This is a genomic window from Gracilibacillus massiliensis (genome assembly GCF_001458115.1).
In the GTDB taxonomy this organism is placed as follows: domain Bacteria; phylum Bacillota; class Bacilli; order Bacillales; family Amphibacillaceae; genus Gracilibacillus; species Gracilibacillus massiliensis.
Map to the genome: position 1 here is coordinate 795,022 of NZ_CZRP01000013.1, position 26,402 is coordinate 821,423.

General features: G+C 35.1%; 24 protein-coding genes, 1 pseudogene and 1 riboswitch. Of the genes and pseudogenes, 9 read left to right on the top strand and 16 right to left on the bottom strand.

Features of this window, described 5'->3' with window-relative positions; translation table 11 throughout:
- Positions 1-52 precede the first annotated feature (52 nt).
- Positions 53-154: riboswitch (SAM riboswitch) on the top strand.
- A 71-nt stretch (positions 155-225) separates the two neighbouring features.
- A complete protein-coding gene (locus BN3107_RS15755) occupies positions 226-990 on the top strand; it encodes an SDR family NAD(P)-dependent oxidoreductase (protein ID WP_058308579.1) in 765 nt (254 codons plus the stop codon).
- Positions 991-1,008: 18 nt separating this feature from the next.
- Positions 1,009-2,310, top strand: a complete 1,302-nt coding sequence (locus BN3107_RS15760; RefSeq protein ID WP_058308580.1) for a Na+/H+ antiporter NhaC family protein — start codon at positions 1,009-1,011, stop codon at positions 2,308-2,310.
- A 382-nt stretch (positions 2,311-2,692) separates the two neighbouring features.
- Here the strand turns inward: BN3107_RS15760 and BN3107_RS15765 are convergent, their stop codons facing one another.
- The gene (locus BN3107_RS15765) at positions 2,693-4,591 is read right to left on the bottom strand and encodes a sensor domain-containing diguanylate cyclase (RefSeq protein WP_058308581.1); all 1,899 of its coding nucleotides are present in this window, start codon (positions 4,589-4,591) and stop codon (positions 2,693-2,695) included.
- 363 nt (positions 4,592-4,954) lie between these two features.
- On the opposite strand from BN3107_RS15765, the gene BN3107_RS15770 reads away from it, so the two are divergent.
- The gene (locus tag BN3107_RS15770) at positions 4,955-5,716 is read left to right on the top strand and encodes a hypothetical protein (RefSeq protein WP_058308582.1); all 762 of its coding nucleotides are present in this window, start codon (positions 4,955-4,957) and stop codon (positions 5,714-5,716) included.
- Positions 5,717-5,764: 48 nt separating this feature from the next.
- Here BN3107_RS15770 and BN3107_RS15775 read toward each other — a convergent pair whose 3' ends face one another.
- The gene (locus BN3107_RS15775) at positions 5,765-7,498 is read right to left on the bottom strand and encodes a hypothetical protein (protein ID WP_058308583.1); all 1,734 of its coding nucleotides are present in this window, start codon (positions 7,496-7,498) and stop codon (positions 5,765-5,767) included.
- A 355-nt stretch (positions 7,499-7,853) separates the two neighbouring features.
- Here BN3107_RS15775 and BN3107_RS15780 point away from each other — a divergent pair, with 355 nt between their 5' ends.
- A complete protein-coding gene (locus BN3107_RS15780) occupies positions 7,854-9,137 on the top strand; it encodes a sensor domain-containing diguanylate cyclase (protein ID WP_058308584.1) in 1,284 nt (427 codons plus the stop codon).
- Between the two features lie 177 nt (positions 9,138-9,314).
- Here the strand turns inward: BN3107_RS15780 and BN3107_RS15785 are convergent, their stop codons facing one another.
- A complete protein-coding gene (locus BN3107_RS15785; protein WP_058308585.1) occupies positions 9,315-10,415 on the bottom strand; it encodes a hypothetical protein in 1,101 nt (366 codons plus the stop codon).
- A gap of 156 nt (positions 10,416-10,571) precedes the next feature.
- A complete protein-coding gene (locus BN3107_RS15790; protein ID WP_058308586.1) occupies positions 10,572-12,578 on the bottom strand; it encodes an O-antigen ligase family protein in 2,007 nt (668 codons plus the stop codon).
- 290 nt (positions 12,579-12,868) lie between these two features.
- Between BN3107_RS15790 and BN3107_RS20175 the strand changes: the two genes are divergently transcribed.
- Together BN3107_RS20175 and BN3107_RS20355 are read left to right on the top strand one after the other, a co-directional pair.
- Positions 12,869-12,979 carry a competence protein ComK gene (locus BN3107_RS20175; RefSeq protein ID WP_222860163.1) on the top strand — a complete coding sequence of 37 codons (111 nt, stop codon included), beginning with the start codon at positions 12,869-12,871 and terminating at the stop codon, positions 12,977-12,979.
- 15 nt (positions 12,980-12,994) lie between these two features.
- Positions 12,995-13,153, top strand: a pseudogene (locus tag BN3107_RS20355) (competence protein ComK); the annotation flags it as partial.
- 14 nt (positions 13,154-13,167) lie between these two features.
- Here the strand turns inward: BN3107_RS20355 and BN3107_RS15795 are convergent.
- The 10 genes from BN3107_RS15795 to BN3107_RS15840 form a co-directional block, all read right to left on the bottom strand.
- Positions 13,168-14,958, bottom strand: coding sequence for an ABC transporter ATP-binding protein (locus BN3107_RS15795; protein WP_058309275.1), 1,791 nt, complete (start codon positions 14,956-14,958; stop codon positions 13,168-13,170).
- Positions 14,959-14,993: 35 nt separating this feature from the next.
- A complete protein-coding gene (locus BN3107_RS15800) occupies positions 14,994-15,284 on the bottom strand; it encodes a lasso peptide biosynthesis PqqD family chaperone (RefSeq protein WP_058308587.1) in 291 nt (96 codons plus the stop codon).
- Positions 15,277-16,209: an aldolase gene (locus BN3107_RS15805; protein WP_392389063.1), complete on the bottom strand. Its 933-nt coding sequence runs from the start codon at positions 16,207-16,209 to the stop codon at positions 15,277-15,279. Before BN3107_RS15805 ends, BN3107_RS15800 begins: the two co-directional genes overlap by 8 nt.
- A gap of 41 nt (positions 16,210-16,250) precedes the next feature.
- Positions 16,251-16,733 carry a lasso peptide biosynthesis B2 protein gene (locus BN3107_RS15810; RefSeq protein ID WP_058308589.1) on the bottom strand — a complete coding sequence of 161 codons (483 nt, stop codon included), beginning with the start codon at positions 16,731-16,733 and terminating at the stop codon, positions 16,251-16,253.
- Positions 16,734-16,809: 76 nt separating this feature from the next.
- Positions 16,810-17,547 (bottom strand): tyrosine-protein phosphatase, encoded by a 738-nt coding sequence (locus tag BN3107_RS15815; RefSeq protein WP_148434764.1) that lies wholly within the window; start codon positions 17,545-17,547, stop codon positions 16,810-16,812.
- A gap of 223 nt (positions 17,548-17,770) precedes the next feature.
- Positions 17,771-17,902, bottom strand: coding sequence for a paeninodin family lasso peptide (locus BN3107_RS19895; RefSeq protein WP_058308591.1), 132 nt, complete (start codon positions 17,900-17,902; stop codon positions 17,771-17,773).
- Between the two features lie 115 nt (positions 17,903-18,017).
- Positions 18,018-18,149, bottom strand: a complete 132-nt coding sequence (locus BN3107_RS19900) for a paeninodin family lasso peptide (protein ID WP_058308592.1) — start codon at positions 18,147-18,149, stop codon at positions 18,018-18,020.
- Positions 18,109-20,079 (bottom strand): asparagine synthase-related protein, encoded by a 1,971-nt coding sequence (locus BN3107_RS15830; RefSeq protein WP_077065142.1) that lies wholly within the window; start codon positions 20,077-20,079, stop codon positions 18,109-18,111. Before BN3107_RS15830 ends, BN3107_RS19900 begins: the two co-directional genes overlap by 41 nt.
- A 34-nt stretch (positions 20,080-20,113) precedes the next feature.
- Positions 20,114-21,361, bottom strand: a complete 1,248-nt coding sequence (locus BN3107_RS15835; protein ID WP_058308593.1) for a nucleotidyltransferase domain-containing protein — start codon at positions 21,359-21,361, stop codon at positions 20,114-20,116.
- A 781-nt stretch (positions 21,362-22,142) separates the two neighbouring features.
- Positions 22,143-22,451 (bottom strand): hypothetical protein, encoded by a 309-nt coding sequence (locus BN3107_RS15840; protein WP_058308594.1) that lies wholly within the window; start codon positions 22,449-22,451, stop codon positions 22,143-22,145.
- Between the two features lie 308 nt (positions 22,452-22,759).
- Between BN3107_RS15840 and BN3107_RS15845 the strand changes: the two genes are divergently transcribed.
- Entirely contained in the window at positions 22,760-23,197 is a 438-nt protein-coding gene (locus tag BN3107_RS15845; RefSeq protein WP_058308595.1) for a GNAT family N-acetyltransferase, read from the top strand.
- Between the two features lie 74 nt (positions 23,198-23,271).
- On the opposite strand, the gene BN3107_RS15850 is transcribed toward BN3107_RS15845, so the two are convergent.
- Positions 23,272-23,823, bottom strand: coding sequence for a YcxB family protein (locus BN3107_RS15850; RefSeq protein WP_058308596.1), 552 nt, complete (start codon positions 23,821-23,823; stop codon positions 23,272-23,274).
- 322 nt (positions 23,824-24,145) lie between these two features.
- Complete coding sequence (locus tag BN3107_RS15855) at positions 24,146-25,189, bottom strand: replication protein (RefSeq protein WP_058308597.1); 1,044 nt, start codon at positions 25,187-25,189, stop codon at positions 24,146-24,148.
- Positions 25,190-25,624: 435 nt separating this feature from the next.
- Here BN3107_RS15855 and BN3107_RS15860 point away from each other — a divergent pair, with 435 nt between their 5' ends.
- The gene (locus BN3107_RS15860; protein WP_058308598.1) at positions 25,625-25,921 is read left to right on the top strand and encodes a helix-turn-helix domain-containing protein; all 297 of its coding nucleotides are present in this window, start codon (positions 25,625-25,627) and stop codon (positions 25,919-25,921) included.
- Positions 25,908-26,366, top strand: a complete 459-nt coding sequence (locus BN3107_RS15865; RefSeq protein WP_231735370.1) for a competence protein ComK — start codon at positions 25,908-25,910, stop codon at positions 26,364-26,366. Before BN3107_RS15860 ends, BN3107_RS15865 begins: the two co-directional genes overlap by 14 nt.
- The last annotated feature ends 36 nt before the right edge of the window (positions 26,367-26,402 follow it).

Genomic DNA, 26,402 nt, shown 5'->3' on the forward strand with positions numbered 1-26,402 from the left:
ACTTGACTTTACTACCTATTAATTGTAAATTAATACTTACAATTGCATACCATTCTTATCCAGAGAGGTGGAGGGACTGGCCCTATGAAATCTCGGCAACAGCTTTTCAAAAAAGCATTGTGCCAATTCCAGTAGCATTAGCAGAAGATAAGAAGAGAATATATTGATTTATCGACCTCTTCTTATTTAGAAGAGGTTTTATTTGTTTAAAAAGGAGGGACTTAGATGTTTACGATGGATCTTAGCGGACAGGTTGCGGTAGTAACAGGTGGCGCTAACGGAATTGGTAAGGCCATTGTGGATGCATTACGTTACTCAAAAGCAAAAGTTGCTGTAGTAGATGTACATCCAAATCAGCAAAAAACCGATAACGATCTATTGTACATTCAAGCAGACGTTACGCAAAAAAGCGAGATTAATAAAATGGTAGATCAGGTGATCGACACATTTGGCAGGATTGATATATTAGTGAATAATGCCGGGATCTCCACAATGGATTATTTTGTAGATATCCGTGAAGAGGATTGGGACAAAACGATGGATGTGAACGCAAAAGGCGTCCAATTATGCAGTCAAGCAATTGCAAAAAAGATGAAGCAACAAGGTGATGGTGGAAAAATTATCAACATCGCTTCACAAGCTGGCAAAAATGGCTATCGCTTAATGGGATCTTATGTTGCTTCTAAACATGCCGTTATTGGATTGACCAAAGTGATGGCATTAGAGCTTGCCAGCGACCAAATAAATGTCAATGCTGTGTGTCCGGGGATTGTCGAAACCAGTATGAAACACCGTGAACGAGAACTTGGTGGTAAACTACGAAACTTGGACGGAAATGCCATTAAAGAAGAAGACATTTCACAGGTACCACTCGGCAGAACAGGAACACCAGAAGATATAGCCTATGTCGTCATTTTTCTTGCTTCTAAATTTTCAAATTATATGACAGGGCAGGCAATCAATGTTACAGGTGGCATGACGATGCACTAAATTTCAGGAGGGTTAAACGTGACACAACAATCAAAAGGTAATATTTTCGCATTATTACCATTACTTATATTCATATTATTATTTATCGGAACCGGAGTCATTACACAGGACTTCTCCAATATGCCGCTTAACGTGGCAGTTATCATAGCTTCTGCGGTGGCAATTGCAATGAATCGCAAGGAGAAACTATCCAGAAAAATAGAAATCTTCACCAAAGGCGCTGGTCACGAGAATATTATTCTAATGGTTGTTATCTTTATATTAGCCGGAGCTTTCTCAGAAGTTGCAAGAGGAATGGGAGCTGTTGATGCGACAGTGAATCTTGGTCTTTCCCTGCTTCCTGCTAATCTACTAATGGTAGGATTATTTATTATCGGGTGTTTTATCTCGATTACAATGGGGACATCGATGGGGACAGTGGTCGCACTTGCACCAATCGGAATCGGCATTGCTGAACAAACCGATATCCCGATGGCACTAGCAATGGCTACCGTTATTGGTGGCGCAATGTTCGGAGATAATTTATCAATGATTTCCGACACGACGATTGCATCAGCCCGAACGCAAAACACATCGATGAGCGACAAATTCAAAACCAACTTTTTTATCGTCATTCCTGGTGCCATTATCACCGCAATTATCCTTTGGGTGATTACATCTGGTAACCAATTGAATGAACTTGGCGATTATTCATACAATTTTGTAAAAGTTCTACCTTACCTCACCGTGCTGATCGTAGCCATTCTAGGTGTAAATGTAATGATTGTATTAATTGGCGGAACGATTTTCGCTGGAGTGATCGGTTTAATTGATGGCTCTTATTCTGGAACATCACTCATTCAGTCTATTTCACAAGGGATCATGAACATGGAAGATATTGCGATCGTTGCCTTGTTTATCGGCGGGATCGTTGGGATCATTCAACATAATGGTGGTATTGATTACCTCTTACACTTTGTAAAAAATCGAATCAAATCAAAAAAAGGTGCAGAGTTCGGAATAGCAGGGCTCGTCAGTGTAGCTGATATCAGCACTGCTAACAATACGATTTCCATTATTATGACCGGACCATTAGCCAAAAATATCGCGAATGAATACCACGTCGATCCGAGAAAATCAGCGAGTATCCTTGATATTTTTGCTGCTGCTTGGCAAGGTATCGTTCCCTATGGTGGTCAAATGCTGGCAGTAGCTGGGCTTGCTTCGATATCACCTTTAACGATAATGCCGTATTCATTCTATCCGGTATTACTTGGGATTTGTGGAGTTATCGCAATTCTCATTGGATTTCCTCGTTTTAAAAGCAGTAAAAAGGGATAAGCTTTGGCATCAATTATCCGTACACAATGGATTTATATATGCACGACAAGAATACCAAACTAAGAATTCGCTCGCTTCACGGGAATCACCTTTTTCTTAACGGGAATTCATCCTCTCTTCACAGGAAAAAAGCATAATTCCAGTCTAGCGAACGATTATTCCCGTCAACATCGACACAATTCCCGTGAAGAGAACTTATCAGCAAATTCCTTAATATTGGAAAACCGACAGCAAAATCCCTCACTGTTACAAGTGAGGGATTTATTTGTTGCATTAACTATTTAAGAAAAAATGGCCAACGCCTCTAAGAATAAAGCATCTATAATTCAGCTTAAACACCAAACGTATTTCTCTAATTTCATCATGTTTACAACTCCGACATTTACCGATCCTTATTTTCGTTCAACAAAACCTGGGAGGAAACAGGCACGATTTGATTTCTCCCTGCTGCTTTTGCTTGATATAAGGCTTCGTCTGCTTTTTTTAAGAAGGTGTCTATATCTACATATGGATTAGGATTGGTTGTAAATTGGCCAATGCTAATCGTGACATAATTGGAAATTGGAGATGTTTCATGATCTATTTTTAAATTCTCAATCCCATGGTTGATATCATTTGCAATCCGTTCTACCTCTGCTTGACTTAACTTAGGAATCAGACAAACAAATTCCTCCCCACCATATCTAGCCACTAATCCATTAGGCAATGCACCAATTTGCTTATCCAATTCTTGAACCACTTGTTGAAGACACTCATCTCCTTTTTGATGCCCATAAAAATCGTTATAGTGCTTAAAATAATCAATATCTAAAAACAATATCGAGAGTGGTATATTCTCCTTAGAGCAAATTTCATATTGCTCTTGAAAGTACTCGTCAAAATGTCTTCGGTTCGGTATCTTCGTAAGCCCATCAATCAATGCCATATTTTTAAGTTTATTATTTAGTTCCTCAAGCTTTTTATTCGATTGCTGTAATTGTTTTGTACGATCTTCAACCTGTGCTTCCAGACCACTATTTAGTTGTGCTAAGTCGTACGCCAACTTTTTCGAAAGATCTAGAGAGTTAGACAATCTTCTTGAAATAACCAAAGACAGGCAAATCATCAAAAAGACCAGGCCAATCGGATATAAATCCACATCGGGTAAGCGAAGAAATTTCACGGCAATATCTAATAAAATAGTAACCATTAATAATACAATACCAATGATAAGGTAATATCGTTCTTCATGTTTGCTTTTCAATGACCTTACGACGACCACCATAGTGTAGCAAACACATAGAATCATAAAAAAATGAAAATAGACTTCAAATAATAAAAACGTTCTCGGTTGTGTTAAAATGGTAAGCAAACTGAATGTGATAGCAAATATAATCGTTGTGATTGTAAACCATCTATAACTTTCTTTAGGATATAGACGATATAATACCATCGCTAACAACGGAACATGTGAATATAAACTGATGTAATCTAACTTAACCGCAAAATTCCAATCAACATTTGGAAATATCTTCGTAAAGAAAACATCTCCAACCATTAAATGACGGAATGCAGCCACTAAGCAAAGCGCTCCAAAATAAAAGAAATATGGCTCTACTTTGCGAAAAAATCCAAGTCCAAGGTGATATATTCCCGCTAACACTAAAAATCCAATTAATATCGATTGAAAAGCAATATCTTTCACATGACTGGTATTTATGCTTTGTGATGATCCAAGCGTAATCGGATCGAGTATTCCCCCATCGATATGATGGTAATTGGAAATCTGCAAGGTAATGGAAAATGTGTTATCTTTGGGTGAAAAATATACCACTTGAGGACGTTTTTGAGGACGGCTCATACTACCATCCATTCCAACCTGTCCGTTTTTTGCAATCAGTTGATCATCCACCCACAATTTGTAATTAGAATACATATAAGGGATCTGAAGTCCTAACACATCACTCAATGTAGCATTTGAAACCTTTAATCTATATGTTGCATAACCTTCATTAGGTAATGCTTCACCATTTACAATATGATCATCCCAAATTTTCGGTAAATCTATAACACTACCGCCACTAATGGAAGAGCCACTAGGGAAATCGTTCGGCTCTAATAATTGCTTCCAATACAACTCCCATTCCCCATCTAACGGAATTAAGTTATCTTCTTGGTGCCAATCTGATAAATCAATGACACCTTCGTTCGCTGTATAGGTTTTTAGCTCGTTTTGATCCGGGGCGTTACATGCTTGTAATATTAATCCTAAAAACAATAAGATGATGAATTTAAGCTTCACTATATTCGCCCCCTCTGAACAATAAAAAATCGTTACTATTATCCTATTGTGTTTTTGAACATATAGTAAATTCATACTATGTCACTTCATATTTTACATCAACCTAAATATAAAAACAATGGACGAGGAGAACAGTTCCTTATAAGTTGATGTCGTACTTTCATGCTCTCATTATGGTTAATAGAAGGGAACCCAAGAATTGACAAGTATGCTTTGTTATTTGCTAAAATACTAATTATATTGCGAAATTAGAAAAATAATTGCGCTATTTCAAAATTCGAACCTCACCCATAATCACTATTTTCTTCCTTCGCGAATAGTGCTATAATACTAGTTACATAGACTTCAACTAGGGGGAAAGAAATGGCACGAGTTTACCTATCAACTAGAGACAGACTACCAAATTTTTTTAAGATGATACGAAACATAGTTTTGACGTTTGTTTGGATATTCTTCGTTTCATTGATTGCTAGTCAGTATGGGACAATAACATCGGTTTATGGACTCATTCCGTTTGTTTTTTTATTAGGTATTATTTTGATCAGTATATATGTGAAACGAAAGAATAAGAAAAGCCAAAAAGCCCATGAAAAGTTTCTTGCACAATTTAAAGAACTTCCTGATGACTATGCTATTTTCCAAGGTGTCACTGTTCGTTATGAAAAGCGTGGCTATCATGTACCGTTAATCGTTTTAGGACCTCAGGCTGCTTTTATTATTGATACTCAACTTGGCACTAACCATTCTAGCGATGCTACCTATCATTTAGATACAGAAAGAGAAGTAATGGAGATGACATATCAAAAAAGAGGGAAATTAGTTACCAGTCGTATGATGACAGGACTTTCTTTTCTAAGACAGCAAGTATGGCATGGATCTAAAATGTGGAAAAGTGAAGGAATGCCGATTTGGGTTCAGGCTTGTGTTTATATTCCGGATCCCAATTTAACGTATCATACAAAGAAAATTCCGGTGGCGCGTAGTTGGGATGAACTGATACATATTCTTCAAACGTTTCAACCACCTTTTCAACCAATGGAAAAAGACCGACAAAAATTAGTACAGTACCTGAAGAAAAATATTAATGCAAAAGAATTAATTGTTAAGGAAGAAGAATACATTTAATTTCAGAGACAGAATCCCCCACTTTATCAAAAAGTGAGGGATTTTTTATTATTGATCATGTAATTTTTGATTTAAACGTTTTTCTTTTTCTGTTTGATCGGTAAGCTTTTGTTTTGATGCAGCAGCTTCATTTATCGCAAAAATCTGTTTCATTGCTTCCCCATCTTTTTTCGAGACAGTTGAAGCAATAAATTCACGATCCTCTAAGAAATATTTAATTCGATCCACCAAATGATCCATCATATTATCTGCCTTATTAAGACTAATAACGTATCTAGCATTTCGAAATGCATTGGCACCAGATTGTGCTTGCGTACTTGAAATAATTTGAGATACTAAGAAGAAGGTAGTGTACGAGGTGCGTACTACAGTATTCTCACTTCTTGTCGAGTCATCATAAGACATCCCAACAGATAGCTTCGATTCCGAATAAGTTCCTTCCCCTTGAAATTGGATCAAATAACTTTTAAATTGAATTTCTCCCCAATATAAATGGGCTAACAACAATAAAGAAGCTCCAAAAACATACAAGACTAACGGAAACAACAAACTTGGAAAAAGTCCGCTTAAGCTTAATTCAGTCGGCATGGCAAAATACAGTAAAAATGCTGCAATCACAACGAAAAGATGACCAGCAATTGCGGAGCCTAATCGGAACGTTTTTAAATTATCTGGATAATCCATTTCTTGATAGACAGGTTGCGTTTCTTGGATGGTATCTCCAGCAAAACTCCCTTTATCCATACTACCTTCCATATGTAAATTAGGATTTAACTCACGGTAGATTCTGTTCGGTATCTCTTTGTAACGAAGCTCCATCATCTCCATATCGAGCGCTCTAAAAAAGTCTTTTGGGTGAACATTTTCTTGCCAATGCTCACGAAATTCGGATGTCTCCGTAATCGGTTCTGCGATATCAGCCCTTATTCTTGTTAACAAAAGACTAGCAACAAAAGCTAAAGTCATTAATAATAAAAATAATACAAGTGCAAATGTTGGATTAAATGGTGCTTCTGGCAATGTAATTCCCTGTCTTAATAGTAATTCTATAACTGTTGGTAATAAAATAGATAATACAATTGCCCAAACGATATGGCCATTTCGTCCCTGACTTAACTGTTTATCTTGAATAACTTCTTTTTTTCGAATAGGCTTAAACACCCATATCACAACTAAATAGAGTAATAGTCCAATCCCCATCCAATTGGCAAAAGATGATTGACTTAAAAAAGTTAATCCTACAGCGCCAGATAATAGCGCTAATATGTAAAAAAGAAAACCGATTAGAGAATATCCTATTTTGCGAATATATACATTAATGAAATTCCGCATCGCATACGGTAAGAAAATAAATTTTGGAAACATACTATATACGGCACGTTCCAATAATGATACCGGTTCTTTGAAGGTTGGATTTTTTCGTCCAACAATCATTTGTTCAAGTGTCTGCGATTGATAGGTAACACTTGGTTCACTAGTATGTTTTTCGCTTTTTGCTTGGTTTTTCGACAAACTTGTAGGTACACCGCGTCCTACATAAAATCGTGAAATCTTTATTAATCCCTTCGCAATGTAACTAACCCCTCCTGATACCAAAACGAGGCAAACTAATAGACTAAACCAGCCAATTAATTGCTCATTGCCAGCAATATTCATCCTTAGTGTAAATACTGATAAAATTCCAATTAACAAAATGACGGTACCACTGATTAGATAAAGCAAGCCTTCCTTTTTAAAGGGATTTTTAATATCTAGTGAATCTGATCCATAATCAAATGCCATTGAAGTCACTCCCCTTTTTATTTTTTCTACTAGACTTTCACGAAAAAGACATATCCCGATGACATTATACCACGAATAGATAGGTATAATCGATCAAAATGTGAGTGAGGGAAGTCTACTCCTGTTAACGGGAATTAACCTCCGCCTCACGGAAATCTTCTCCATCTTCAAAGGAAATACCATCAATTCTCGTGAACAGCATCCTCATTTATTATCACCAGGGCTGACTCATTTACTTGTAATTTTTGATATATAAAGTAATAATAAAGTTACCTATGACCTAAGTAAATTGATATAAAGTCATACCATTTTCATCAAGAATTCGTCAACTAGAGATAGGAAAGGACTTGATCCCATGAGTGGGTTAGCTCAATCTATTTTAGATTCTATTCATGATCAAATAGCACTGCTAAACGAGGAAGGAACAATTATTAAAATTAATCAAAGCTGGATCGATTTTTCCAATGATAATGGAGGTAGTTTGAAATACACAGGTATTGGTAATAATTATTTGAAATTTTGTCCGAAAATGTTGAAAAAGGGTATACTTTCTGTTTTACATGGTGAAAAGGAATATTTCCATTATGAATATCCTTGCCATTCAAATAATGACCTGCGATGGTTTTTATTGAGAGTAACGCCAATCCTGCTTGAAAATAGTAGAGGAGTGGTCATGGCACATATTAATATTACAGATCGTAAAATAACAGAACTTCAACTGGAGAGAAATGAACAACTGTACCGACACATTACGGAGCATTCAACAGACTTAATTACGCTTCATACCATTATAGGTGAGTATTCGTATGTATCGCCAATGAGCTTATCTTTATTAGGCTATGATGAAAACGAGATGCTAGGTCACTCCATCTATGAGTTTATGCACCCTAATGATCGTAAGGAAGTGACTATATTTAATGAATTCAAAGCGCTAACAGAAGCTATTTATACAAACACGTATCGTATGCGTCGTAAGGATGGGGAATATATTTGGATTGAATCGAAATTCAAATTCATTAAACCGGTAAAGCAACATGGTCTTAGTGTCATTAGTATTTCCAGAGATGTGACTGAAAAGCAAAATCAGCTAATAGATTTGGAAAAAGAAAAAGACAAATTACAAACAATTGCAATAACGGATGCTTTAACCGGAATATTAAACCGACACTCTTTCCAATACTTTTATTCTCAAATCCATCAACAATATACACAAGAGGGACACGGTTATGCTTTATTAGTTATAGATATTGATTTCTTCAAGCAATATAACGATACGTATGGTCATCAAGAAGGTGATCAATGTTTAATTACCGTGGCCAATAAGCTAGCACATACTATAAGAAAAGGTGATAATGTGTATAGGATCGGTGGTGAAGAGTTTTGTGTGATGATGCCAAATGCTACTGAAAAAGATGCTGCAGCCTTAGCAGAAAGACTCTGCGTAGCAATAGAAGAATTAGAAATACCACATGAAATGTCAGAGATAAGCCGATTCGTCACCGTTAGTGTAGGAGTTGCAACAACAGACCGACAAAAGGATGCTACACCTATGGATTCAGAGCAAATATTTGACCTAGCCGATCAAGCACTCTACATAGCGAAAGATAAAGGACGCAATCAAGTTCAATATCATCAATGAAATAATGAGGAAATGTGTCAGACCTCAAAATATAAACGTGGGCAATTGTATTTTCATGGGTCTGACCCTTTTGTCCCAAAAATTATGAAGAAACCTTATTTAATTGCGAGAGTGGAAAAATAACTGCGAAATTCTAAAATAAAAATGAGCCAGAGGGAATACCTCTGACTCAGTTCATTATGCTGTTTGGCGTTTGCGAATAAATAATAAAGACATACCTGCAAGTAAAAGAATAGCTCCCATTACTGCAAGGTTTGTAAACCCTGTGAACGTATCAGGTAACTCGTTCCCACTAGCAGTTCCATTTCCGTCGTTACTTCCACTAGAAGCAACTTCAGAATTAGTTGAATCTTGTGTCTTTTCTTCCTCTTCACTGCTCTCAACTTCAACAACACCGTATACACTAAAGTGTGTTACTTCAGCGATAAACTGGTTATTATCCGCATCATAAGTTCCTTCAATATATTCAATGTTTCCATCTTCATCAACAAATACCAAACGTAGATTATTTACATCATCCACTTCACTTGGGTCGATATCAAACGTTAATGAAACAGGGCTTGATAAATCACCTTGGTATTCATCGTCAATTAATAGATTAAAATCATAGAAATCTCCTACGGTTTTAATTCCATTTAATGCAGGATAATTGTTGGTTGCAACTTTTTCATGAATAAAATCAACTATAGCTCCAGATTTAAAAAGTCCAATCGGATAACTGATTGATACAGTCTCTTCAGAAATCACCAATGATTTTTTTTCTGCAATCATAAATTGTTCGATATCCCAAGAAAATACTCTTACATGTCCATTAGAATTTACTTTGATATCATCTCCAGAAGACTGAACAATATCATCATTTGTAATATATACAGTTTCAGCTACACTTGGTTCATCAGTAGCAGATTCATCTTCGTTGGTATCGTCGCCATAGACATCACCTGGAACATTTCCCTCTCCGTCTGAATCGTCACCATAGACATCGCCAGGAACATTTCCTTCTCCGTCTGAATCGTCACCATAAACATCGTCTCGTGTACTCTCTTCCTCGTCTGAATCCCCATATACATCATCTCGTGTACTTTCTTCTTCATAGACGTCATCAGTGATGTTTTCATCATCATAAACATCTTCACGTGTATTATCATGATATGTATCACTTGTTACATTCTCATTATCTACACTTTCTTCTGCAAAAACAGTTACACCACTAAATGGCGAAAGAAATAATGTAAAAACTAACAATCCACTAATAAAGCTTAAATTTTTCTTTTTCATATGCATAACCCTCTCTAGTCTATTATTCTAGTATGACCTTTAAGGTATTTTCACCTCCTTTTTATAGGTTTTTTTGCCTAGAATACATCTATCTTAACTTTTTTTAACAAAAATGTCAATTACATGAACACTTATTCCTGAACTAATAGAATTATTTTAATCTATTATTTTCACTAATTCCTCTCTTAGCCTCTTAAGCTCTTCTGTTTCACCAAACTCACGGCTGTTATGTCGCTCTGCAAAAGAATTTTCGTTAAATGTAGCCAATATATTATCAAATTCCTCAAAAGTTTCATGAGCTAATTCAATAAAATGATCATCACCAGTTTGACCTGCTAATTCTATCGAAAGCGAAATAACCGATGCATATATTCTAGTATCATATTGATCCATTCGTGCAGCTAATTGATAGTTATCTAGTGCTTCTTTTTTAAATTCTATCATCTCCTGGAATCGGGCAGCCTTATATATATTGGAAGAATTCAATGGTTCTACCTCTATCATCTTATTAGTAAGTGCATAGATTTCCTCTCGATCATTATTATCAGCACGAAGTAGTGTCTGGATAAGAGATGTGTAATACGCTGGTTGAAAAGAATTCCATTGTATTGCCTCTGTTATATATTGTTCTTTACTAGCTAGATCATTGGTATTCTGAGCATAATCTTCCATATTATCAGCTTGCATAAAGCGATAAGAAAAAATAGCAGTAACCAAAGATAAAACCAATAAAATGCTTAGTGTCAAATAACTCCATAATGGCTTTATTCGAAATGTACTACTTGGTTTTATTCCCATAGCTATTAACCAGAAAATCATAAATCCTACATATCCAAAGGCAAGATTAAAATCTAAAAAGCTATGTGCAAAAATAGTCATTAAACTTAATATAATGGCAACATTCTGCATATTCTCATGATTATTTGTATACCTTCTCCAAATGACATACACGAAGTAAATAATAACGGAAATCATAATCATAAATCCTAGATAACCTAAATCGATAATCATTTCTAAATATTCATTATGTATTCGCTTTGCTTGATATGGTAACTGCTGATAAGCACGATAAATCGATTCCCATGCGTTCCCCCCATAACCCCAAATGGGTGAGTTTTGGCTAGCTTCCAGCGAATCTTCATAGATCAATATTCGTTCTCTTGCAGTATGACTTTCATTAATACTGGAGATTCTGTCTTGTAATGTTTCAGGTAACTGTTGATAAATAATGCCCTTATATGCAATATCTAACACGAACAAACCACTTAGCAACAACGTTACAATGGGTAGGATTATAAAATTATTTTTTTTGTTATAACTTCTAAAATAATTAGACAAAGAACCTCGAGTTTTTAACCAATAGATCATTAGACTAGTGCAGAGCATCACAGTTATTATACTCAAAGCACTAACGATATCATTACCAACTTGTAAAAGAATATAAGAAATGAAACCTCCCAATATCGTTATAAAAGCGTATATAATATAGGAAATTTGCATATGAAACTTCATAAAAAACAAACCAATGAATGCTACCATCGGAAAAACTAAGAACATACCTCGGGAATATGACTCGATAAATATAAGTATGAAAAGGGTCAAAGGTAATGTGTAAAACCAAATCTGATACCATTTTATTTTATCTTGCAAAAGTTGGATTAACCCAAACATATAAAATGCGATTACTACCATCCCAAAAGTATTAGGATATTGAAATACTCCTGCAAAACGATCATTAATAAAGACATGGGGATAGGAGAGGATATCGTAATAATTCAACAACATGTGAACTCCTATCATTGTCCCTGATAAATAAAAAATATAAACAGATAATTCCCTAATTACATCACTCTTTTTAATAGTCCAATATAATAAGTAAAATAAACTAATATAGCTGGTCCACTTGAAAAACATAGCAAAAGCACCATTTATATACACTGCATATGTAATGGAAATCATGTATAAAATCGGAATAAGAATAATAATATGAATGTCTTTCCAAGCCAATGTTTCCCGAAATCGAAAGGCTGTCAAAATTAATAATATAGTTAGAGCGGAAATTAGAATATGTAAAGAATAAAAATCAGAATCAAAATATAATCCCTTTTGATAAGGAGAAAATAAAAATATCAATGAAACAAATAGAAAAATAAACCAATGCATAGATACCCTCCACGACTACTGTTCTAATAAAATATGATGAATGGTAAATAATTAATAATTTTAACCTAGATAAATAAGACTAAGTAACTTCCATACATTTTACCATATAATGTTTCTGAATAGTAGAATAATTTACCGATCACTAAAACAAAAGTTCTCTCGTAAAAAGGAATGCCTTTTTCTCAAGTATTGTGAAAATTTGCAACGCCATAAACCTGGATGCAAATGAATTACAACAAATCTATCGTGCTTATAGTGATCAAAACCAATCGTAATGCAGAGGGGTGGCTATGTACCGTATCACAAATAAGACATTAGCTATTACACCTTATCATCAAACAAAGATATTAGAAACAGAAAAAGAGGTGCTATCATACGATGCACCTCTCGAAATCATATAAGAAAATTGTCTTCACTATGGTTCAAGTTATGATGGGCGTATACATGCAGTTCGTCATCATTTAGATTTTTTCCAAAAAACTCCTGTACCTATCTATCCTTCGCTAAATATTATTACTTTTCAAACAAAATCATCGAAAGGTTTCGATTGCCCTTGGCTTTTTTTCGCGCTATAACTTCCTATACCAATTCAACTCCCCACCAACTGCCGATGAAGCATCTTCCTAAACACACCCTTAGCAGCAGACAATTGGTTGTACTCGCCTTGCTGAATAATCTTTCCACCTTCTAACACAACCACTTGATCTGCATCACGAATAGTAGACAAGCGATGGGCAATGACAATGATGGTCATCTTCCCCTTTAAGCGTCCGATTGCTTCTTGTATATTAGATTCGTTTTCTGTATCAAGGGCACTTGTTGCTTCATCTAATACAAGTACAGATGGTTTACGCAAAATGGCACGGGCTAATACAATTCGTTGACGTTCTCCACCTGATAATTTTATACCTCTGTCACCAATTACTGTATCTAGTCCAATTGGCAGCTGGTTAACGAATTCGGCTGCGGAAGCAAATTCTAATGCCTCCATCAATGCTTCATCAGTTGCATGAGGGGCCACAATTAAGAGATTCTCTCTAATTGTCGTATTAAATAAAAAGGGATCTTGTGAAACATAGCTTAGGGAACTCCGAAATGACAGGATTCGATCAGATGTTAATGACATACCATCTACTTTGATTTCTCCTGTCTCTGGAAGATTAAGTCCCATCAGTAAATCGATTAACGTACTCTTACCTGCCCCAGATTTACCAACAATAGCTGTAATTTTGTTAGCTGGGATAAATAAATGAATATCCTTTAAAGCAAATACTTCCTTCTGTTTATCATAACGGAATGAAGCATTGTTACACGCTATACCATGCTCAATTTGTAAGGGTTCAACAGATTGATCGAATTCTTTATCAAATTCTGTCATTTCACTTGTTTGTTTTTGTAAGGATTGTACAATTTGTAAAGAAGGCAGTGACATCGCAATTTGCTCCATGGAAGTCTGAAACCCTGAAACTCTTGGCCATAAACGAGAGAATATGAGAATAATCAAGGTTAACTGTGCTGCTTGGGCTGAGAACAACTGTATGGCCACAAAAACAAACACCGCAATGAAAACGGCTGAGGCAATTTTATAATAAGCCTGTGAAGTGGTTTTTACACGGGTATAATTCACTTGTTGATCTTGTATCTGCTTTGTCATCGAACGATACCAATCCATCCTTGGCTCTTCTAATGAATTACTCTTAATGTCTTTCATACCATTGATTTGATCTGTAATACCTGCTAAAAAGTTTTTCCCTAACTCGACATTCTGTTTCCCTAGAGCTAGTGTTCGTCTTAAGAATTTTCGGTTAATAAAAATAAGGAAGACACCACACAATAAGACGAACGATGTAATGGAAGGGGATAACCAAAAGGCTAGAAAAACCTGTAATAATGTAATAATAAAAGAAGCCATTAACTTCAGAAATGATTGTGTACCTGCATTGGTACGCGAAATTTCCGCTGTTAAGATATGAACGAGGTCTGACCTCCGTTTTTTTATAAAAAAGTCCCAATTTGCTTTTAATAAAGACTGATATGTTTCAATTTGCAAAAAGCGTAAGAAACCTTGCTGTATTTCTGCATTGCGAATGGTGATATGACGTTGAAGTAAAATCTGACCGATTGCAATACCAATATAAATAGCTAGAATGATGAGCAAACCGATAGTAACTGAAAACGAATCTAAAAATTGAAATACCCCCATAAATGGCAATTCATTCGTATCCATATTGATAATGCCACTCATACTAATCATCGGAATAAGCAGCAATATACTAACTCCATTCAACAATCCGATTCCCGTCATGGCCAGTATATTTATATATAATACTGCGCCTGTATGTGAATGAATTTGTTTAAGGAAATAGAAAACATGTTTGATGTCGTTCACCCCCATCTCCGTTGATATCTTTCCTATTATTTCGCTTCTACTAATCCTTCTTCTACTAATTGACGAAGAAAAGCGATTATTTGTTCCTCACATTGATGTTTTTCCACTTCATATTTCTCCATAAGTATAGCTATTAAACCTTCTATCGATTTAGGCTCCTTGATCTGATCCCAGATTACCCCTCCCATTGTTCCAAGGTTATAATACTTACCATTTTTGACACTTAACATCACTTTTTCTCCATTCATATCGCTCACAATGTTCCCTTCCATCTGTTTGACTGTAAGTCGAAGGGAAAGTTCCTCTACTTTACTCATATACCAATTCCTCCTTGTTAATTATTGTTAATATTACGTCTGTTAATTCTTCTGCTGTAAATCGGGTGATTGGTCGTTCTATTTGAAACAACTCAATGTTTTGGGCAATTTTGGTCACCGTTTGAAAGTGCCAATCCATTAGATCAAAACGTTGAATAAGGAAATTCCTATATGTATGCTGATAAAGCAAATAAAATTGGTGTAACTGAAGCACTGGGCTAATGCTTATTTGATCACTTGCTGTTTTGGTTAATTCAAAAACCCCTGCTAAAGGTAATGGCTTAGGTTGAAAGCTATCCATAACAGGTACTGCAAATTTGGCGTCCCGAAATATAATTGGTTTCAAGTTGCTTGTACCTCTGCCAAAGTGGTCCAGTGTCTGTGTCCATAGTTTCTGATGAGGGTATGACGGAATAACAATTGGTTTTTCTTTATCAGAGAAAACTATTGGGATAACATCATCACTTAACAATCGATAACCTCTTTCCATAAATGCGGAAGCAAGTGTCGATTTTCCTGCTCCAGAATTGCCAACGAACGCATATGCTTTGCCAGCTATTTCTACCGCACTGCCATGTAAAGGGATTGTTCTCCGTTGCATCAGTAGCACCCCCATACATGTACCAAGCAGGTAAAGGCGTATGTTATCTTGTTTTGTTTCGTCCAAAGGTGAGATAGTAATCTTTGTACCATGTTCAATCAGATATACGGCCGTATCTGGTACGTGAAACAATACGCTGCCTTCTTTGACAACGAAATGACTTGTTGTTTCTGCTAACTCATCCCATTTGTCCATTTCTTTTATCTCTATAGTTACATCCACTCCTTCCAAAGTATTCATAACTATTAACTCAGGCAGGAGGAGATCACTTACAATGTTTAATCCGAATGCATGATAAAGCCTTTTTCCTTTACGAATCATCAAAACCCTCCAATCAAAACCATTAAAATTAAAAGCATGCCTTCTTAAGTCTGCCCTTTTTTATCCAACAATTTAGCGAACATCCCGACAACTGTGAAACGGTTCATACCTTTAGCCCCAGTAACATAATATGGACCACTTCTTAACCAGGCATGTGCCACCATTTTTTGTTTTTTATCTTTTGCAGTACCGAGATAGATGGTACTTTCTATACCCCTGCGCTCTAGCATTTTCATTGCAGCTATTGCTTGTACCAGACATGCACTTTCCCATAGCGTGTGTTTACTCATAATATGAATTGCTGTGGCTACATCTTTAATCTTAGACCGATCATCGCTCGTGTTAGTTGTGGTTTCTATGGCTTTTTCTCCTAGTCCTTTAGCCACTTTTTTAAAAGGTAAGGATTTTAATATTCTGGCTCGTCCTAAATGTAAGAAGGCTTCTATAAATAAAAGCTTTCTTTTCAGTGGCAAAGATAAGAATTTAACTAGTTTCTTCACTTTTTCTCTCACCCTTATCGATATCATCTTATTAAAATAGAAAATTAAAAAGGTATTTACTAATTAATCTATAATTCTATTCTTTATTAAGAACAACAAGACCTTAAACTTTCATCTTTCCTCTTAACCGTATTGGTTGTTCTACCATAATGGAGGAGTTATCTATGATTGCTTGCGTGTTTTCTTTGAAAAAGTATACTTTTTCAATGCCAAATTTTTTTTCTATCTTTTCGTAGGCCTTTTCTAGGTATATACCAGCGTTCACTTTTGCATTAGAGGCAACGAAATGAGCAAGATTAGCTTCGATCATTTCTCTGGCAAACTTTTGTGCTTTTCTTCCGTTTTTCCCAACTACACTAGAAGCTGATAGTTGTATAAATGCACCATTCTTTACAAATTCATATAAAAGGTCTGAATTTTCGATGAATAATTTATTTGTTTCCGGATGACTGATAATAATTTGATAATCACGTACTTGAATATCAAAGAATAGTTCTCTAACATTGAGTGGAATATGATCTGTTGGTAGTTCTATAAATATGAAATTATTCAGGGGCAATATATGGTCTTGAGTGAAGCCGGTCAGAACATCATCAACAAGATTCACCTTCTGTCCCGGAAAAATTGTTACTGGAATACCTTCTTTTCTTATAAGTTTATTTAACTCTTGAACTTTTTCTGTTATATCCTTTTTATGATTCCCTACATCCATAATAGGTGTAGCTATAATCTTCTTAATACCTTGTTCATTTGCCTTACGAACGATTGATAAACTCTCCGGCATGTGTTTTGCACCACTACTATCCCACAGTAAAATATGACTATAAATATCTATCATCATTTCACCCCTTGTTTTATATTCACCACCATTGTTCACTATAAAGAACAAAATTACAAAATAATTATAACAATTATAAACAAACATAGGAATAGGAGTTTTTGTCGAACTTCGTTATATTAGGAAAATTACTTACTAGTATTTTATTTACATGTTTCTCTTTAACAGAAACCCTTCTGACTTTTTTACAGAAGGGTTTCTAAAGGTTGATGCCATAGACACTGGATTAGCTTCTATGAAGTTCAATTGTTTCATCATCATCTGAGTGAGTAAAATCGACATTGGCCATACCCGGTCCCAACATTGTTTTATTGACATCAAGTACTTCCAATTGTGGCTCTCTCCATTCTTGCTTCATTTATATCACCACCTCGTATTTCTTTATAAATTCGCAAAAAATTAATGCTTGTATTTACTAGATTATTTAGAGCAATTGCCTTCTCTGAATATATTGGTATTCTAAATCTTATTAATTAGCTTCTATGAAGTTCAGCTGTTTCGTCTACATCTTGGAATGTTAAATCAACGTAATCATTTCCTGGACCCATCATCGTTTGGTTTACATCAAGTACATCCAATTGGGGTGTTTGCCATTCTTGTTTCATATATATCACCTCCTTTTGTTTCAAGTCTTTTTAAGAACCTGTATACAATTAGCGCTCGCATCATGATCCTGTATTCAGGATCAAATGCTTCTTCTGTCCGAGGTCCTTTCTCCATTTTAGTTACTATTTTCTTTAGTAAGTCCATATTTAAATACATAAAACAGATGGGATCACTAATTAATTGGTTAAACTCTTCGATCAATTCTCCCCATACTGGTTTCATCCGATCTAGCCAATCTGCCGCTTGGATACCACGTACTCGTTGATTTAGTCTAACCTTATCTGGTAAATATCCTTTTGTTGCATTTCGTATTAATGCACGATCCATACCGTTGTTAACGAATTGGTCATCAGGTAAAGACAGACAAAATTGAATAACACGTAAATCATTGGTTGGGTCTCGATCCCACATTCCATATCTCAAGGATAATTTTGTAGCAGATGTACCAGTTACATTCCAAATAAATGGTTTTTGAAAATGCTTCTGCCTAATTTCACTATTACTTAATCCATCATTGTTTAGATCGGATATTCTTTCAAATACATCTGTTCTTGCAGCAAAATTATCATTGATCAATTTTGGAAATGTGTACGGATCTGTAGTTGATGCAAGAAATGGAAAAGCTTTTTTACCAATCGTTGAAATGACACGTTTCTGGCTTACCGAGGTATTTCGACTATATAACTTCACTTCTTTGGAAAGTTTGATCCAATTGAGTTGTCGCATTAATTTACTGTAGTATTCTAATGCTTTTCCCCAAGAGATGGTAAAGTTACCTCTTGCTCCATTTAATAAGACCTTGACACCCTGATTATGTGCTTGCTCATGTATGCCTTTTAACCAAAATGAATTTTCAAAAAATTTATAGGGCATCTCCATAATATCGAGCCATTCATCAAGCTCTGTTAAGGGACTTCTTCCTTCAAATGAATGGTAGTTTGCTTGAATACCACTACAATATTCAACAGTGCCTTTAATAAAATCACTTTCATCCGCGATCATATATTTTGGCGTCCAATCTTCAAATTGTTTATCAGGTACATAGCTATAGGTATATAAAGGCTTGTCTTCTTCTTTCAGTGCTCTTCTCGCAAAGCTAACAACAGAACTAGAATCCAATCCACCACTTAATTGTGCTCCGACAGGACCAATGGAACGGATCCGGGCATCAACTGCTTTTTGGAACACTTCCCGAAAAGATTCTACATAATCTTCCGTTTTATTAAATTTTATCTTCTTATCTAGTTGTAATGGAGAATAACGCCTGACTGTTGTTTGTTCAGGTGTAACCGTAATGGAATGTGAAGGTGGAAGTTGTTTAATATCACTTATGACCGTCAGAGAAGAATCCATCGTGTCAATCATATCTGGAATAGCCAAATATTCAGCTAGCCAAGTTTCATTAAGCTGGTTTTGAATATATGGTAATTGTAATAATGGCTTTATAGTAGTACTGAATGCAAAATGTTCTGAATCATTATAATAATATAGTGTCCGCATTCCAGAAAAATCTCTTGCACCAAATAGTTTTTGTTGCCTTTCATCCCATATAAAAAAGGCAAAATCACCAATTAAGTACTTAGGAGTTGCTTCCCCCCATTTACAATAGGCTAATAATATTAATTGACTATCTGTAATTATCTTTCTTTTTCTTGTATCAATCTGTAAAATTTCTAATAATTCTTTCCGATTGTCAATAATTGCATCAGCTGTGATCGCCAGTCGCCTTTCACTATCATAATAAGGCAGTAGTTCATCTACAGACTCAGGCGTAATCCATTGTAATGCACAACCTAAAACAATCGAATCATCCGTCCATACACGGGTCTCATTTACCGCATATTGACTTAATTTGTACATCACCCTATTACAATGTTCCAGATTTATAGAGTGTTGATTTAAATTTAAGATACCTGCAATTGTACTCAATGTAATCCCTCATTCATCATGTATATTCTGTGTATTAAGCTACTGACCTCATCCTCTTTATTTTCCTAAATGACCAGGTAAAAGGGCGCAAAGGAAAGTAAAGAAAATGCAAAGGCTTCGGTAATGGTAAAACACTTGCATCATGGCAATTTGGGTACAATCGATTTTTAAATATTAATAAATTTTGCCGTTTTGTTCTTATAGAGTTCAAATATTTTTTATAGTGTTTTCTAAATTTCTTTGAATTCTCTTGTGAATGAGGTATTAAACCTTGATTTATAAAATAGATCGTTTTCTTTAATAGCTTAATCTGATGTTTATTCTCTCTATTGAACTCTTTAAATTCTTTTTTTATTTTAGTATCAAATAAAGATAAACATAAGGTGAGAGCTTGTCCAAAGGATATGTTAGCTTGATATTTCTTTAATAATTCAAATAAAGACTTATAATTAAATTCTTTTGTGATCATTCTATCAATATCTACAAGCCACCTTAATCTAAACCAGGCATGCTTCGCTCCATGTGAAACAAGATACAAAAACAAATCTTCTGTTCCTAGAGAATAAACTGGTTTCCCAGCAATATAACTTTCATTTCTTCGCTCCCATAAGGAATTAAACGTTGGTTTTAGTCCCATATCAATATTTAAATATATATGCACTTCTACTTGAATATGCTTAATTGGATGAACAAAAGATAGATGTTGTAATGTGCGTTTCCAATCCTTAAGAATTCTCGGATGATAAGATTCTAATTGATAACCTAAACTATAAAGAAGTTCTTCTACTTTCTCTATTTTGTTGATTGGTACTAATATATCTAAATCTTTTGATGTACGTTTAGATATATCGCCATACAGATAATCAGCAAGTACGGGACCTTTTAATACTAAAGATTCTATATTATTATTCTCTAGAATTTGACATACTGTCCCCATTTCTGCTGTTAAAGACAGCATATTTACCGTATTTTTAGAACATAGGTGATGTAAAGTATTAATTACCGATTCAGGAATATTATTTATATCTTTATTAATGACATTTTCATAGATTGTTGGATAGATTCGGTGATGTTTTGCTAAGTAAATAAACTCTTTCCAATCTATATCGACTAGTAATTCATTATTTTCTAGCAAATAATTAGGGTTATTATCTAGCTTTATGATCGCTAACAACAGATTCAATTCTTTAGAGAACTCATCAATGACCCGTTTCATATTTGTCACCCTCCTCCTTATCTGCTCAACCTCTTGAAAATTCAATTCTGCTTCCATTCCTATCATAGTAGTTTATCCACCTTAGTTTAATAAGGAGAACAACTTAGAAAATATACTCAGTTTATGTTCTTTATTAAGAACCTTGGTGTTTTTAAAAATCACGCCTATATTACAGCATGATTATTTTCTATAATTCTTAATTACGCTTGAAGTTCAGAGAATGAAAGTATGTTTGTCATTTTATTCACGTATAATCTCTGAGTTTTTCAATTAAGATAATATTAACAATAAATAACATAAAATACAACCAATTAACAAGAAAAAATTACAAATACTTCTAAATTTCAATTTATTCATACTTACTATGTTTAAGACATAAAAATTGAAATGAAGTTCTCCCTTGTATTAATTCCTTGCCAATCTAGTTCATTCTTTATGGTAATTCCACTTAATTAATTCCCACATACCTTCTATGTTCATTTCAACAAAATAATCTATAGTATTTTCTCTTTTATCATGCTAGAAGTCCCGATTCTTTAAAACTTGCATATGCTTTAGTAAGAAATTTTTGCTGGAGGGGGGGCATGATTGATTTGGCTACAGATCATGATTTGTGTTTTATTTTAGCAAGAGCACATTATATGGCAAACGAGAAGGTCTTGCGTTGATACCTACACATAAAACAATTTTTGCGACACTTTAGCTATCTTTGTTAGAGTTTGGCTCCCGAAAATAAGCGTTCTATTACGCTCATTATTTCACATTGATCCACAAAAAAATAACCCTTATCTAACCAACGGTCCACCATAAGTGAACAATTGTATCTTCAAGGGATCTAACACATATTTCATTGTGCTTTTCGTTTTAATTTATAAATTTCCTCATCATGCTCTGTTAATTTATGCTGAATATAGTCCATCTTATCTTCCATGTTATCCATGCGTTTTGTTAATTCAGCATGATTTTGATCTACTTTTTCTGATAATTGCTGAAGAGAGCTTTGATTTTGATCTACTTTCTCTGACAATTGCTGAAGAGAGCCTTGATTTTGATCTACTTTCTCTGACAATTGCTGAAGAGAGCCTTGATTTTGATCTACTTTTTCCGATAATTCTCTAATGGCTTGAAGTATCATATTCACTTCATTATTTTCCATTATACCTCTCCTTTTCATTATAAAAGAATGCACAAGCGGTTAACATTTCATTAGTTGTTATACCTATCTTACTACAAATTGCTAAGCGTGTCATTTGCTAATTTTTACATTTTTTGCAGAGTTCATCAAATTAGTTACTCCATTTATAATGCTTTAATTCCTGCACCATATTGACTTCTAGCATTATAAAAAGAGAAGTCTGTATTTGGTGTCAGCCCCCTCGCAAAGATAATTGTTCACGTTTAGAAGTCCCGATACTCTAAAACTTGCATATGCTTTAGTAAGAAATTTTTGCAGGGGGTTTTGTGATGATTGATGTGGCAACAGATCGTGATTTGCGGTTTATTTTAGCAAGAGCAAAGGATTCAGCGAACGAAGGGGTTTTACAGAAAAATGTGATCAGTCAGGCACAAGCATTACAAATGGTAAGAATGATATTGGAAGAGGGTGCCCATTACTTAGTTTATCGCAATTCAGATCAATCGATCGCTGGCTGGATTCTAATCGGTGAAAATATAGATCTTATTAACAATCAGCCACATGCATATATTTTTGAATTATATGTTTTGCCCCCATATCGAAATTATGGAATAGCTAAACATTTACTACAAGCTGCCATCGATGCTAATAAACAACGCGGTTACAATGAAATACGACTTAATGTTTTTGCAAATAACCTTGCGAAAAAAATATATAAACAAATTGGATTTCAAGACGTCCATACTACAATGACTAAAAAATTGTGACAACATGGAAAAAGACTATTACATTCCCAAAACCGTTCTCCACATGCAAACAATTGTCCTTTTATACTGCCCCCCTATATCCAATTCACTTTCGATGCGGGAATATTATTACTGACAAGCAGCTTAAACAATTCTTCTTCATCTCTTGTTTCAAAAAATCTTTTAGCTACAATACTTGCTTTATACTTAGAAACATAAAGTAGGTACATATCTTGGTGCTCATTTACTGAAAAAATCTCATTCCATTTGAAATATTCGATTGACCTTCCTTTTTCTTGCTTAATAACGTCCTTGCTAAAGTGATAAATGATTTCGTATTGTAGTGTTGGATCACTCTTGTATTCACTAACGGAACGGTAATTCACTGCTACTTTCATAAAGAAGATTGATGCGGCAGCAGTAAGTAGAGATAAAATTAGAGCAACAACAAATGACAAAAGCCACACATTATTGAAATCAAATACATAAGAAAAAATCATTTGTATCACGATGAAGTAAAGCAGCATTGTTAATATAGTTGTAAAAAGGACATAGTTTCTTTTTATTTTTTCAAAATGATAAGTATGAAATTTTTTAAAATCATCCAAAGTCCGAATGCCATTTACTATAACGTTTTCGGTAGCCATCAAGAAATCACTCCTCTGTATTATAGTCAGTTAACTTATACTATTTAATGGTAACATATATTCCCATAATTAGGTGTGAATTCTATTTTATTATTACACTATCTCAAAAGCCTCTCAATGAATTTGAACGATAAGAGTAATATAAATTTGTGTGTTGAGTAAAAAATATAATATTACATTGGTCGAATGGAACCAAGATAAGGACCATATTCATATATAACTATTGTCCTTCATACGTAACAATTGTCCTTTTAAGAAAGCTGTCACCTATACACTACCAATGGGAAGCAGGCCCATCGGTATTTCAGCAACCCCTTGTTTTTTACCGTATCTGCCCCCTATACGACAGATACTCCTGCAACATCTGATCAATCTCTTCCACTTTTTTCTCTTTTTCCTCAATTGATTCCTGTTTGCCAATTTGATTGCGTTCTTGTTTGTGTTGGCGATACCATTCCGGCACAATATCCTTTTTCGAAGCAGCATTTCTCTTCTTAGAAAAGACGGACTTTCGCTTTGTTTGGGATTGTTTTTTAAGTACCTTGAGATCTTCTAAGGTTTTGACATTTGCTTGCTGCCAATTTTTCAGTACGCCTTCTATGTATCTCACCCCTTTAGCTTCTCTATTTGCTGCAATTTTCATCGCTTCCAATACTAAATCATAACCAAATTCATCGTACCACTGTGTAATCAATTCGTAATTAAAGGGCGATTCGGTGATCCCCTTTTGCAAATTGTCTCGATAAAAATCGATCACCTCACGAAAACGATGATCACGTTGACTATTATTATATTCTTTTATGTCTTTAAGCTTTAATGTCTTTAAACCTTTCTTTAAGAATGCTGCATCCTTGATCTTCATTGGCTTTCCGTCGATTGTTGGTAAGTGTTTTACTAACTTAAGGGTTCGTGTTTTACGAACTGGACGATTGGAAGTAGTAGGTGATTTACTTACTTGATCTGCTTGTCTTTGCTGAGAAGGCCTTGGCTCACTCTCTCTTTTTCGTTTCAAATTCGCGTGAATAAGTCGGTTAAATTTCTCCTGATCCCACTGCTTGTTCGGTGTAACTTGCCAAAGATGATACTCTTTATTAATCTGAAATTCCATTACATTTTCATCCCAATCCAAAACCGCACACTGTTTGAGAAAAAGTAATTCTTTCTTAATATCTTGCTTATACATACCTACCTGCTCAAATGCAATCAAATTCGGCACTTTGCAACTTTTCTGTCCTGTGCCATAAGATAGTCGCCAAATAAGTAAAATCAGATTCATTTGCCGTTTCGTAAAATCGCGTCGTAACACTTCATTCCAAAGATCATTCGCAATGCGTATGTACCCTTTCTCCACTTGAGGATTTGCCATATCGATTCACTCTCCCTTTTTGATTGGATGGCAATTCAGGCTATGTCCTGAACTTCATTACACCGATCATATAAAAGTTGAACCTAACAGTCATATCAACGTATTTCAAAAAAACGTTATGAAAATCTCAAAATGTTAACAGTTTTAGCTATTTTCTATTATGAAAATCAGATTTTCGAATATCCAAATGGAAGTTTACTCGTACAATTGATTGTATTGAACGTTTAGCACCCAATGCCCCGTGTTGAATTGCCAGAATTAAGACTTTTATCCTTGAAGCTTCCCTTGGAATTCACTTCCAAAAAGAAGAATGAAACACGGGAGAACCGTCCCCATGTTTCCCCATGTTTCACTCTTCTCAATACGTGATACTCCACGTATTCAGGCTATTCTTGTTTTTAGATAATGGAGAAAAGGGTTTTGAGGGGTTTTGTTGTGAGAGATGTTGGAGAGATTAATGGTAGAATACTTGGGCAGTGTATTAGACAGTCCCGTGAGGAGTTGCAGGAGCAAGATCCGAAGTGGACGCAACATTATGTTGGAGAAGCAGCAGGATTAGATCCAGAACATTACAGCAAAATCGAGCGTGGCAAATATCCGCAGACCTCCTTTGTTACCGTTGGAAAGATTGCTAAGGTGTTGAACTGCTCTTTGGACACCTTATTTGCAAACTATGAAAAAGGAATTGCCAACTATAACAAGAACCGCTTGGGTGAACATGATGACGACTAGCTACCGTATTACCTCTAACACTTTAGCCATACTCCCTGCTTATAATCCTTATTATCAGTCAAAAATCCTTGAAATGAACGAAACCATTCCAATTAAAACAAAAGCCATAAATATTATCAAAGAGAACTGCATCCACTATGGAGCAAACTATCATGGTCGCCAAATATCGGTACGACACCACTTGGATTATCAACAGAAGACACCAATTCCAATTCATACAGAAAAAGGGCTCTACGCCTATCCTGCTCAATCACCTTCAGCCTATGACTGTATTTGGCTGTTGTATCATGCCGTTATCCATATCGAAAAAGGGCAACACCCTTTCACACGTACACGCATCCATTTCATCAACGAACAAAGCATCACTGTTAATATTTCCTATCATACATTGAAAAAACAACACCATAGAGCTGGAATGTGTAAAACGGTTTTTGCGACGCTTTAGCTGAATTTAGTGGAGTTTTACTACCGCTAACCCCAC

Coding starts and splice junctions, on each gene's coding strand:
- BN3107_RS15785 (WP_058308585.1), bottom strand. CDS start 10,415: ATGAAAAAGAAAAATTTAAGCTTTATTAGTGGATTGTTAGTTTTTACA.
- BN3107_RS20175 (WP_222860163.1), top strand. CDS start 12,869: ATGTACCGTATCACAAATAAGACATTAGCTATTACACCTTATCATCAA.
- BN3107_RS19895 (WP_058308591.1), bottom strand. CDS start 17,902: ATGAAGCAAGAATGGAGAGAGCCACAATTGGAAGTACTTGATGTCAAT.
- BN3107_RS19900 (WP_058308592.1), bottom strand. CDS start 18,149: ATGAAACAAGAATGGCAAACACCCCAATTGGATGTACTTGATGTAAAC.
- BN3107_RS15840 (WP_058308594.1), bottom strand. CDS start 22,451: ATGGAAAATAATGAAGTGAATATGATACTTCAAGCCATTAGAGAATTA.
- BN3107_RS15855 (WP_058308597.1), bottom strand. CDS start 25,189: ATGGCAAATCCTCAAGTGGAGAAAGGGTACATACGCATTGCGAATGAT.
- BN3107_RS15800 (WP_058308587.1), bottom strand. CDS start 15,284: ATGAGTAAAGTAGAGGAACTTTCCCTTCGACTTACAGTCAAACAGATG.
- BN3107_RS15835 (WP_058308593.1), bottom strand. CDS start 21,361: ATGATAGGAATGGAAGCAGAATTGAATTTTCAAGAGGTTGAGCAGATA.
- BN3107_RS15770 (WP_058308582.1), top strand. CDS start 4,955: ATGGCACGAGTTTACCTATCAACTAGAGACAGACTACCAAATTTTTTT.
- BN3107_RS15810 (WP_058308589.1), bottom strand. CDS start 16,733: ATGATATCGATAAGGGTGAGAGAAAAAGTGAAGAAACTAGTTAAATTC.
- BN3107_RS15780 (WP_058308584.1), top strand. CDS start 7,854: ATGAGTGGGTTAGCTCAATCTATTTTAGATTCTATTCATGATCAAATA.
- BN3107_RS15865 (WP_231735370.1), top strand. CDS start 25,908: ATGATGACGACTAGCTACCGTATTACCTCTAACACTTTAGCCATACTC.
- BN3107_RS15850 (WP_058308596.1), bottom strand. CDS start 23,823: ATGGCTACCGAAAACGTTATAGTAAATGGCATTCGGACTTTGGATGAT.
- BN3107_RS15755 (WP_058308579.1), top strand. CDS start 226: ATGTTTACGATGGATCTTAGCGGACAGGTTGCGGTAGTAACAGGTGGC.
- BN3107_RS15815 (WP_148434764.1), bottom strand. CDS start 17,547: ATGATGATAGATATTTATAGTCATATTTTACTGTGGGATAGTAGTGGT.
- BN3107_RS15790 (WP_058308586.1), bottom strand. CDS start 12,578: ATGCATTGGTTTATTTTTCTATTTGTTTCATTGATATTTTTATTTTCT.
- BN3107_RS15775 (WP_058308583.1), bottom strand. CDS start 7,498: ATGGCATTTGATTATGGATCAGATTCACTAGATATTAAAAATCCCTTT.
- BN3107_RS15845 (WP_058308595.1), top strand. CDS start 22,760: ATGATTGATGTGGCAACAGATCGTGATTTGCGGTTTATTTTAGCAAGA.